This window comes from Parathalassolituus penaei, assembly GCF_026626885.1.
Lineage (GTDB): Bacteria > Pseudomonadota > Gammaproteobacteria > Pseudomonadales > Oceanobacteraceae > Oceanobacter > Oceanobacter penaei.
Window position 1 is genome coordinate 80056 of record NZ_JAPNOA010000027.1, and the last position, 10738, is coordinate 90793.

General features: G+C 55.1%; 9 protein-coding genes and 2 tRNA genes. 8 read left to right on the forward strand and 3 right to left on the reverse strand.

The annotated features are described in order from the left end of the window. Positions 1 to 17: 17 nt before the first annotated feature. Both fdxA and mutS read right to left on the reverse strand, forming a co-directional pair. Positions 18 to 341: a ferredoxin FdxA gene (fdxA, locus tag OUO13_RS10275; protein ID WP_283173794.1), complete on the reverse strand. Its 324-nt coding sequence runs from the start codon at positions 339 to 341 to the stop codon at positions 18 to 20. Between the two features lie 134 nt (positions 342 to 475). Continuing rightward, positions 476 to 3037, reverse strand: a complete 2562-nt coding sequence (mutS, locus tag OUO13_RS10280; protein WP_283173795.1) for a DNA mismatch repair protein MutS — start codon at positions 3035 to 3037, stop codon at positions 476 to 478. 176 nt (positions 3038 to 3213) lie between these two features. Between mutS and OUO13_RS10285 the strand changes: the two genes are divergently transcribed. From OUO13_RS10285 to OUO13_RS10295, 3 genes are all read left to right on the forward strand, one after another. Beyond that, positions 3214 to 3705 carry a CinA family protein gene (locus OUO13_RS10285; protein WP_283173796.1) on the forward strand — a complete coding sequence of 164 codons (492 nt, stop codon included), beginning with the start codon at positions 3214 to 3216 and terminating at the stop codon, positions 3703 to 3705. A gap of 136 nt (positions 3706 to 3841) precedes the next feature. Then, the gene (recA, locus tag OUO13_RS10290) at positions 3842 to 4888 is read left to right on the forward strand and encodes a recombinase RecA (protein WP_283173797.1); all 1047 of its coding nucleotides are present in this window, start codon (positions 3842 to 3844) and stop codon (positions 4886 to 4888) included. Next, positions 4866 to 5456, forward strand: a complete 591-nt coding sequence (locus tag OUO13_RS10295; RefSeq protein ID WP_283173798.1) for a regulatory protein RecX — start codon at positions 4866 to 4868, stop codon at positions 5454 to 5456. The genes recA and OUO13_RS10295 overlap by 23 nt, the downstream gene beginning before the upstream one ends. Before the next feature lie 59 nt (positions 5457 to 5515). Here the strand turns inward: OUO13_RS10295 and OUO13_RS10300 are convergent, their stop codons facing one another. Beyond that, positions 5516 to 5719, reverse strand: a complete 204-nt coding sequence (locus OUO13_RS10300; protein WP_283173799.1) for a YgaP family membrane protein — start codon at positions 5717 to 5719, stop codon at positions 5516 to 5518. Between the two features lie 164 nt (positions 5720 to 5883). Here OUO13_RS10300 and alaS point away from each other — a divergent pair, with 164 nt between their 5' ends. The 5 genes from alaS (at position 5884) to OUO13_RS10325 (ending at position 10696) form a co-directional block, all read left to right on the forward strand. Next, entirely contained in the window at positions 5884 to 8511 is a 2628-nt protein-coding gene (alaS, locus tag OUO13_RS10305) for an alanine--tRNA ligase (RefSeq protein WP_283173800.1), read from the forward strand. A 251-nt stretch (positions 8512 to 8762) separates the two neighbouring features. Then, positions 8763 to 9986, forward strand: a complete 1224-nt coding sequence (locus OUO13_RS10310; protein WP_283173801.1) for an aspartate kinase — start codon at positions 8763 to 8765, stop codon at positions 9984 to 9986. A gap of 204 nt (positions 9987 to 10190) precedes the next feature. Then, the gene (gene csrA, locus OUO13_RS10315; RefSeq protein WP_283173802.1) at positions 10191 to 10385 is read left to right on the forward strand and encodes a carbon storage regulator CsrA; all 195 of its coding nucleotides are present in this window, start codon (positions 10191 to 10193) and stop codon (positions 10383 to 10385) included. Between the two features lie 66 nt (positions 10386 to 10451). After that, positions 10452 to 10542 (forward strand) — tRNA-Ser (locus tag OUO13_RS10320). A gap of 77 nt (positions 10543 to 10619) precedes the next feature. Beyond that, positions 10620 to 10696, forward strand: a tRNA-Arg gene (locus OUO13_RS10325). The last annotated feature ends 42 nt before the right edge of the window (positions 10697 to 10738 follow it).

Genomic DNA, 10738 nt, shown 5'->3' on the forward strand with positions numbered 1-10738 from the left:
GCAAGGCTATTCCTGTCTTAACGCTCCAGATGAGCGATCTTGTTTTCAACACCATCCCACTCTTCTGCGTCTGGCAGCGGGTCTTTGCGTTCGGAGATGTTGGTCCATACCTGAGCCAGTTCGGCGTTCAGTTCAATGAACTGTTCCTGACCAGCTGGTACTTCGTCTTCAGAGAAAATCGCCTGGGCTGGGCACTCTGGTTCACACAGGGCACAGTCGATACATTCGTCCGGGTGAATCACCAGGAAGTTTGGACCTTCGTAGAAGCAGTCTACCGGACAGACCTCGACGCAATCTGTGTATTTGCACTTGATACAGTTGTCGGTAACAACGAATGCCATGGTGAGATCTCCTCGGGTTCAGTCTGGGTCACGTATTCATCTAATAATAGTTGCCATACCTGAGTAACTCACTCAGGTATGGCAGGATAGTCGAACATTCTAGGCAGGCACTTCTGCTGCCGCAAGGCCGGTTGTTATAACAGGCCTTTCAGTTCGTACAACAAATCAAGCGCAGCCCGTGGGCTGAGGTTGTCCGGGTCAATCTTGCCCAGACGGGTTTCCACTGCCGACGGTAAGGTTGCAAACATATCCGCCTGATGTGGCTGGTCGCGCACGTCCGGGAATTTGACACTGGTCGGTGGCAGGCTGCCCTGTTCCAGTTTCTGCAGTTGCTGACGGGCGGCGCCAATCACGCTGGCGGGAACACCGGCCAGTTGTGCGACCTGCAAACCATAACTCTGACTGGCTGGCCCTTCCTCGACGGAGTGCAGAAAAATAATACGCTCGTCGTGTTCGGTGGCTTTGAGATGAACGTTCACCACGCCGGCACAGGTTTCTGGCAGCGCCGTCATTTCAAAGTAGTGGGTGGCGAACAGGGTAAAGGCACCGGTCTGACGGGCCAGATGTTCGGCTGCTGCCCACGCCAGTGACAAACCGTCAAAGGTGCTGGTGCCACGGCCAACCTCGTCCATCAGCACCAGACTTCGTTCGGTGGCGTTGTGGAGGATGTTGGCGGTTTCCGTCATTTCCACCATAAAGGTCGATCGGCCACCGGCCACGTCATCGGAAGAACCCATGCGGGTAAAAATACGATCGACGGTAGCCAGAGTACAGGAATCGGCCGGAACATAACTGCCGATATGCGCCAGCAGCACAATCAGGGCAACCTGACGCATGTAGGTGGATTTACCACCCATGTTCGGGCCGGTGATGATCTGCATACGGCGGCCACTACCCAGCTGGGTATCGTTGGCGACAAACGGATCACGAATAAGGTTTTCAACCACCGGGTGACGGCCCTGACGGATGTCGATACGGTCGTCCTCGGTCAGTTCCGGCTGGACCAGACGCAGGGTGTCGGCGCGTTCAGCGAGGTTCACCAGTACGTCGAGCTGGGCGACAGCGGCGGCGCTGATTTGCAGTGGTGCGAGGTCCAGACCCAGTTCAACCAGCAGCTCGTCGTAGAGCATTTTTTCGCGGCTGAGGGCGCGACTGCGGGCGCTCAGTGCCTTGTCTTCAAAGGTCTTGAGTTCCGGTGTTATAAAACGCTCGGCGTTTTTCAGGGTCTGGCGACGGATGTAATCCACCGGCACGTCATCGGCCTGAGCCTTGCTGATTTCGATGTAATAACCGTGTACGCGGTTGTAACCGACTTTCAGGGTGCTGATGCCGGTACGTTCGCGCTCGCGGATTTCCATCTGCACCAGATAGTCACCAGCGTTTTCGCTAAGACCACGCAGCTCGTCGAGTTCGGCATCATAGCCTTCGGCGATTACGCCACCATCCCGAATCACCACCGGCGGGTTATCGATAATGGCTTTTTGCAGACGTTCGACCCAACCTGGGAATTCCTGGACGTCAGTCCAGAGCGTGCGAGCCAGAGGTGAGTCCATTGGCTCCAGTTGCTGACGCAGTTCTGGCAGCACGGCCAGCGCATCACGCAAACGGGCAAGGTCGCGCGGGCGGGCGGAGGCCAATGCCACACGCGACAGGATGCGTTCAATATCACCGATCTGTTTCAACAGACCTTGCAGGTTTTCCCACTGGTGGTTATCGAGCAGCTGGCCAATCAGATTCTGGCGCTGACGTAATACTTCGCGGTTACGCAGCGGGCGATTCAGCCAGCGCTTGAGCAGGCGACTGCCCATGGCAGTGGCGGTTTTATCCATAATCCAGGCGAGGGTATGGCTGCTTTCACCTTGCTGGTTGATATCAATTTCCAGATTACGACGGCTGGCCGGGTCGATCACAATGGCGTCATCCGGCTGTTCAACCAGCAGCGCACGCACGTGTGGCAGATCGTTGCGCTGGGTATCGCGGGCGTAATGCAGCAGGGCGCCGGCAGCGCGCACTGCCAGAGTCATGTTTTCACAACCAAAACCGCGCAGGTCACGGGTTTTCAGCTGTTGGGTCAACAAGCGCCAGGCGGTATCGGAATCAAAGTGCCAAGGCGCCATGCTGCGTGCGCCAGAGCGTTGTTGCAGGCTTTCCGGTACAAACTGGTCTTCGCTATACAGCAATTCGGCCGGACGCAAACGCTCCACTTCTGCCAACAGTTCGGCTTCGTTGGCGACTTCCAGTACCGAAAAACGGCCGCTACTGACTTCCAGCGCGGCAATACCGGCGCTCTGTTTGCTGGTGCAAATGGCAACCAGCAGGTTGTCGGTACGTTCATCCAGATAGGCTTCGTCGGTCAGGGTGCCAGGGGTGATCACCCTTACGACCTTGCGCTCTACCGGGCCCTTGCTCAGCGCCGGATCACCAATCTGTTCAGCGATAGCAACCGAAACGCCCTGACGTACCAGACGGGCGATGTAGTTGTCTGCCGAGTGGAATGGCACTCCGGCCATCGGAATCGGCTGGCCGTTGCTCTGGCCGCGTGCGGTCAGGGTGATATCGAGCAGTTGAGCCGCTTTACGGGCGTCGTCAAAGAACAGTTCGTAGAAGTCGCCCATCCGGTAAAACAGCAAGGTATCCGGAAACTCCGCCTTGATTCCAAGGTATTGTTGCATCATGGGCGTTTGTTGCGCGGACATACGGACATTCCTGTAAAAACTGGGTGTGACAACCGCCCGGAGCGGGCAAAATTTCAGGTGGGCGATTGTAAGGGATGCTCGCCAGATCAGCGAGGGATGTACTTGGAAATCGTCGGCGGGTATTACTCGGCGGATCGTTGCGTGCAGTGAGTGGCGTGTTGTAAGTGGAGAGTGACATGCAAACAGCAAAACAACCGGATATAGCCGGGTTGGCAAATGAATTACAGGCGCGTGGCTGGCGGATGGCGACGGCAGAATCCTGTACCGGCGGGCTGATGGCAGTCAGTTGTACCGATATGGCGGGCTCATCAAACTGGTTCGAGTGCGCGTTTGTGACCTACACCAACGATGCCAAACAAGCCATGTTGGGGGTGCCAGCCGATCTGCTCGAATCCTTTGGTGCGGTCAGTGCTGCGACGGTGAAAGCCATGGTGCGTGGTGCGGTGGCAAACAGTGCAGCAGAGGTGGCAGTTGCTGCCAGTGGTGTGGCTGGCCCTGGCGGCGGCACAGAACAGGACCCGGTGGGGACGGTGTGGCTGGCATGGGGGGATGCTGACGAGCAGGTTGCTCACTGTTTTCACTTCGACGGTGATCGGGCGCTTGTGCGCCAACAGGCGGCTGCGACAGGGCTTGTCGCATTATACGACTGGCTGCGAACCAGGTCATAAAAAGCATGGTAATTTATACAGTAAGATTTGACTCAAGGGCTTGGTAAGCAACCGCCCCTGTGCTTAAATACTGGTTAAATTTACAGCTTAATACTGTACGGCTCGTACGGTGACGATACTCCGGGAGACACCTCTGATGGATGCAAACAAGCAAAAAGCGTTGGAAGCGGCTCTGGCCCAGATCGAACGTCAGTTCGGCAAAGGCGCCATCATGAAAATGGGCGAACAGCCTCGTGAAGCCATTCCGGCAATCTCCACCGGTTCCCTCGGTCTGGATATCGCGCTGGGCATTGGCGGTCTGCCAATGGGCCGTATTGTGGAAATCTACGGACCAGAAAGCTCCGGTAAAACCACTCTGTGTCTGTCTGCCATGGCGCAGGCCCAGAAAATGGGTAAAACCGTTGCCATCATCGACGCCGAACACGCGCTCGACCCGCTGTACGCTGAAAAACTGGGTGTAAACCTCGACAACCTGCTGGTTTCCCAGCCAGACACCGGTGAACAGGCGCTGGAAATCTGTGACAGCCTGGTGCGCTCCGGTGCGGTGGACGTGATTGTGGTCGACTCGGTTGCCGCTCTGACACCAAAAGCAGAAATCGAAGGTGAAATGGGCGACAGCCACGTTGGTCTGCAAGCACGTCTGATGTCCCAGGCGCTGCGTAAAATCACCGCCAACGTTAAAAACGCCAACTGTCTGGTGATCTTCATTAACCAGATCCGTATGAAGATTGGTGTCATGTTCGGCAACCCTGAAACCACTACCGGTGGTAACGCCCTGAAGTTCTACGCCTCTGTGCGTCTGGACATCCGTCGTACCGGTTCCGTGAAGCAGGGTGAAGAAGTGGTGGGTAACGAAACCCGCGTGAAAGTGGTGAAGAACAAGGTATCTCCACCGTTCCGTCAGGCTGAATTCCAGATCATGTACGGCACCGGTATCTACCGTATGGGTGAAGTGATCGACCTTGGCGTGAAGTGTGACCTGATCAAGAAAGCCGGTGCCTGGTACAGCTACCAGGACAACAAGATCGGTCAGGGTAAAGCCAACGCTGCCCAGTACCTGGAAGAACACCCTGAAATTGCTCGTGAAATCGAAGACATTATCCGTGGCCAGCTGGTAGCGGTGTCTGGCGGTTTTAACGAGGAAGCCAGCGATTCTGACAGTGAAGAAGACCTCGAAGCCTGATCGCAGCCTGCGCACGCAGGCTCTGGATCTGCTGTCCCGGCGCGATTATTCGCGCCGGGAGCTTTCCCGCAAACTGGCTCGTCCGAAGCCTGGTGAGCAGCACGGTGACCTGACAGGTGCCGACCATCTTTTATCCGATGATCCGTTATTGGATGACCACGAAGTGTTGGTTGAAGACGCGGCTGCGACGGCCGAGGTCGAACGCGAATCCCTGCTGGATGAGTTTGAAGAGCGTGGCTGGCTGAGTGATCAGCGTTTTTCCGCAGCGTTTGTGCGCAGTCGTGCGGGTAGGGGGCTTGGGCCTTTACGTCTGACTCAGGAGTTACGCCAGAAAGGCGTCAGTGCGGATGAAATTCGTCAAGCGCTGGATGAGTGTGAATTCGACTGGTTTGAATTGGCCTTGCAAACCGCCCAACGTAAATACCGTCCGGACTCGGCGGATCGCAAAGACCCACGCAAACAGAAGGCGGCGTTAACGCGTTTTCTGATGTACCGTGGTTTTGACAGTGAACAGATTCGTTATGCGTTGGAAGCGGTGACTGCCGGTGCCGATGACGACGAGTTCTGACCTCGTTGTTTTGACACCGGAATCATCCTTCCAACATTCAACCAGCAGAAGGCATTCAATCAGCAGAATGCCTTGCCTGGCTGCATTCCCACTTTTTTCAGAATAATGGCCAGCGGGCAGAAGCCGGTGAATGCCGCCTGAAACATATTGGCGCCGACAAATGCCGTGAACCACAGCCAGTTAACACTGTGATATTGCGACAGCAGCAGGCTGATCAGAATGGCAGAACCGGCGAAGGCAAAAACAAAACGATCAACGTTCATGGCGGAAATCTCCGAATATTTCTGTATGCATTTATAGTTATATATCGAGTGTCGCGCGTCAAGTTATTTTGGTCTGGTGACGACACAGCACTCGGACAACCACGATCAAAGAGCTATACTCGCGCCTTTGCTGATAACAACTTCTTCCGGAACACTGCTGTCTTATGAAAAGTTCAGACATTCGCAAGGCATTTCTGGACTTCTTTGCCTCCAAGGGGCATGAAGTCGTGCCATCCAGTCCGCTGATTCCCGGTAACGACCCAACCCTGCTGTTCACTAACGCGGGTATGGTGCAGTTCAAGGACTGTTTCCTGGGCAAAGACCAGCGCAGCTACACCCGCGCAGCCACTTCCCAGCGTTGCGTGCGTGCCGGTGGTAAGCACAACGACCTCGAGAACGTCGGTTACACCGCTCGTCACCACACCTTCTTCGAAATGCTGGGTAACTTCAGCTTTGGTGACTATTTCAAGGAAGACGCCATCAAGTTCGCGTGGGAATTCCTGACCTCTCCACAGTGGCTGAACCTGCCAGTTGAGAAGCTCATGGTGACCGTGTACGCGGAAGACGATGAAGCGTTCGACATCTGGAACAAGCAAGTGGGTGTGCCTGCCGAGAAGATCGTTCGTATCGGCGATAACAAAGGCGGCCGTTACGCCTCTGACAACTTCTGGGCGATGGGTGACACCGGTCCTTGTGGTCCATGCACCGAGATTTTCTTCGACCACGGCGAACACATCTGGGGTGGCCCACCAGGATCACCAGAAGAAGATGGTGACCGTTTCATCGAGATCTGGAACAACGTTTTCATGCAGTTCGAGCGCAAGGAAAACGGCGACATGATCCCGCTGCCGAAGCCATCCGTGGATACCGGTATGGGTCTGGAACGTATCTCTGCCATCATGCAGGGCGTTCACAGCAACTACGAAATTGACCTGTTCCAGGCACTGCTGGCGGCTGCCGGTGAAGTGACTGGCTGCAAGGACACTGAAAACAAGTCCCTGCGCGTAATCGCTGACCACATCCGTTCTACCAGCTTCCTGATTGTTGACGGTGTGCTGCCGTCCAACGAAGGCCGTGGTTACGTTCTGCGTCGTATCATTCGTCGTGCGATTCGTCACGGCCACATGCTGGGCGCGCCATCAGGCTTCTTCCACAAGCTGGTTGCTGCACTGGTTGAACAGATGGGTACCGCGTACCCTGAACTGGCACACCTGCAATCTCACGTTGAGAAAGTGCTGCGTATTGAAGAAGAACAGTTTGCCAAGACTCTGGATAAGGGTATGGCGATTCTGAACGCTGAAATCGCGGGCCTGACCGGCGATACCATTCCGGGTGAAGTGGCGTTCAAGCTCTACGATACCTACGGTTTCCCACTCGACCTGACTGGCGACGTTGCTCGTGAACGTGACCTCAAGGTTGATGAAGCCGGTTTCGAAGTTGAAATGAACAAGCAGCGTGAAAAAGCGCGTGCGGCCGGTAACTTCGGTGCCAGCTACGGCGCTGGCCTGGAAATCGAAGGTGAAACCACCTTCCTGGGTTACGAGCTGCTGGAAAACACCGGCACCGTCAAAGCCCTGTTCAAAGGCGGTGAAGCCGTTGCTCAACTCAACGCTGGCGACGAAGCCGTGCTGGTTCTGGATGAAACTGCCTTCTACGCCGAAAGCGGCGGCCAGGTAGGTGACACCGGCTTCCTGAAGGCCGATGGCGTGGTATTCCAGGTCAAGGACACCACCAAGGAAGGCAGTAACCACCTGCACAAGGGCGTTCTGGTAGAGGGCTCTGTGAAAGTGGGTGCTCAGCTGACCGCCGTGGTTGATGCCGAGAAGCGTCAGGCAACTGCGCTGCACCACTCAGCTACTCACCTGCTGCACGCTGCCCTGCGTCAGGTTCTGGGGGATCACGTTCACCAGAAAGGCTCGCTGAACACGTACGAACGTCTGCGTTTTGACTTCTCTCACCTGGAAGCGGTTTCTGCGGCTGAACTGGAAGAAATCGAAACCATCGTTAACCGTCATATTCGTGCCAACACTCCGGTCACTACCCGTGTCATGGCCATTGATGATGCTCGTGAAACCGGTGCTGCTGCGCAGTTCGGCGAGAAGTACGGCGATGAAGTACGCGTACTGAGCATGGGTATCGATGACTTCTCGGTTGAGTTCTGTGGTGGTACTCACGCGTCCCGTACCGGTGACCTGGGTCTGCTGAAAATTGCCTCCGAAAGCGGTATCGCGGCGGGTATCCGTCGTATCGAAGCTGTTGTTGGTCAGGCTGCTCTGGACTTTATTGCCAATGAAGAGAAGACCCTGAAAGGCATCGCGGCCTCCCTGAAAGGTTCAACTGATAACGTTGCCGAGAAAGTGGAACAGCTGCAGCTGCGTACCAAGGCTCTGGAGAAAGAGCTGGAATCCCTGAAAGGCAAACTGGCCAGCAGCGCCGGTTCCGATCTGGCATCCCAGGCTCGTGACGTTAACGGCGTTAAAGTGCTGGCCGCTCGTCTCGAAGGCGCAGACGTTGACGCTCTGCGTACCGTGATGGATCAGCTGAAGAACAAGCTGGGCTCTGCGCTGATCATGCTGGCCTCTGACGTTGACGGCAAGGTAACCCTGCTGGCAGGCGTGACCAAAGACCTGATCGGCAAAGCCAAAGCGGGCGATGCTGTGAAAGAGTGTGCTCCATACGTGGACGGTCGTGGCGGCGGTAAGCCGGAAATGGCCCAGGCGGGTGGTCAGAAGCCGGAAGGCATCGACGACGCGCTGGCAGCCTTCGGCCGTTGGGCTGACGCTGCTCTGTGATGGACGGGCGGTGAGTGATCACTGCCTACTGAAGTCTTCAACCAGGCCAGTCAATTGACTGGCCTGGTTGTTTTGGGCGCCCGGATTTCAGGTGCCGTAATCTCGCCCGACTATCTGCCCGTCATTCCCTGCCAAACAACATTCTGTCCCTGTTATCCCGCTGCTTTCAGCGGGGCTGTATCTTTCTTGTTCACGCCAATTGTTGTTTAATTAGCGCCCTTTTTCGTTCAGTCAACCCCGGTTGGAACATCATGGCGCTATACGTACAAAAATATGGAGGCACGTCAGTCGGCACTATCGAGCGTATCGAGGCCGTTGCTGACAAGGTCAAATCCTTCCACGACGCTGGTCACCAGATCGTTGTTGCAGTATCTGCAATGAGCGGTGAGACCAATCGCCTGATTTCGCTGGCCAAACAGATTGATGCCGCTCCGGCCCCACGTGAGATGGACGTGCTGGTATCAACCGGTGAGCAGGTGACCATTGCCCTGCTGGCTATGGCCCTGCAGAAGCGTGGTGTGGATGCCCGTTCCTACACCGGCTGGCAAGTTGGTATCAAAACCGACAGTGCTTTTATGAAAGCCCGTATCGAAGACATCGATACTGCCAATATGCGTCAACACCTGGATAACGGCGGTGTTGTCATCGTTGCCGGTTTCCAGGGGGTCGACGATGACAACAACATTACCACTCTTGGCCGTGGTGGCTCTGACACCACTGGTGTGGCACTGGCTGCTGCACTGAAGGCTGATGAGTGTCAGATTTACACCGACGTGGATGGTGTGTACACCACTGACCCGCGTGTAGTTCCAGCGGCTCGCCGTATGGACAAGGTAACGTTCGAAGAGATGCTGGAAATGGCAAGCCTTGGCTCCAAGGTTCTGCAGATCCGCTCTGTCGAATTTGCTGGCAAATACAAGGTTCCCCTGCGCGTGCTTTCTTCTTTCACCGAAGGCAACGGCACTCTGATTACTACCGAGGAGAATGACTCCGTGGAAAACCCAGTTATTTCAGGTATCGCATTCAACCGTGACGAAGCCAAGATCACCGTTAAAGGTGTACCGGATATTCCGGGTGTGGCTTCTCGTATTCTGGTTCCAGTCAGCGATGCCAACATCGAAGTCGACATGATCGTGCAAAACGTTTCTGACGATGGTTCTACTGACTTCACCTTCACTGTACACCGTAACGATTACCAGAAAGCTCTGAAGATCCTGAACGAGCTGGCTGGTGAACTGAAGGCCCGTGAAGTAGCTGGTAAAGATGACATCTGTAAAGTGTCTCTGGTGGGTGTGGGTATGCGTTCCCACGCTGGCGTTGCTTCCAAGATGTTCAAGACCCTGGCGGACGAAAACATCAACATCCTGGCCATCACCACTTCCGAGATCAAAATCTCCGTGGTAATTGCCGAGAAATATCTGGAACTGGCCGTGCGCGCGCTGCACACTGCTTTTGGACTGGACGCCGAGGCCTGATCGGCCGCATCGTCTTATCCTGCCTTGTTCAGGGAACCTCCGGCGCTGGAGGTTCTCTGATACTCTGGTTGTCATAATTTCGCTCTGTTTTTGACCGAAAGGGAAAATCTGGTCAATACTGAATGGGCGAAGAGAACCAGCTCTAGCGCCAAAGCACCCTAGCATCCATTCTGGTAAATACTCAGGCTTTCAGGAGAAATCCCTATGCTTATTCTGACTCGTCGCGTAGGCGAAACCCTCATGGTAGGTGACGATGTAACCGTTACCGTCCTCGGGGTAAAAGGAAATCAGGTCCGTATTGGTGTGAACGCACCAAAAGAAGTTGCCGTTCACCGTGAAGAGATCTATCAGCGCATCCAGCGCGAGAAAGATACCGATGATTCAGCCGGAAATTATTAATTTTTAAATTTTTATAATTTCCGCTTCCCATACGGGAAAAACGTGGTATCATGCGCGCCGTGATGTGGAGAGATGGCCGAGTGGCTGAAGGCGCACCCCTGCTAAGGGTGTATAGGTTAATACCCTATCGAGGGTTCGAATCCCTCTCTCTCCGCCACGTTTTAAATGCGAAAGCATTGCTGGCTGAGTAATATGGTTATAGCGACCAGGTTTAACAGCAGCACCCCACGATACGCGCTCATAGCTCAGCTGGATAGAGTACCTGGCTACGAACCAGGCGGTCGGAGGTTCGAATCCTCCTGAGCGCGCCATCCAACATCGTGGTTTTATTTGCATTTGTGCAAACCGATACG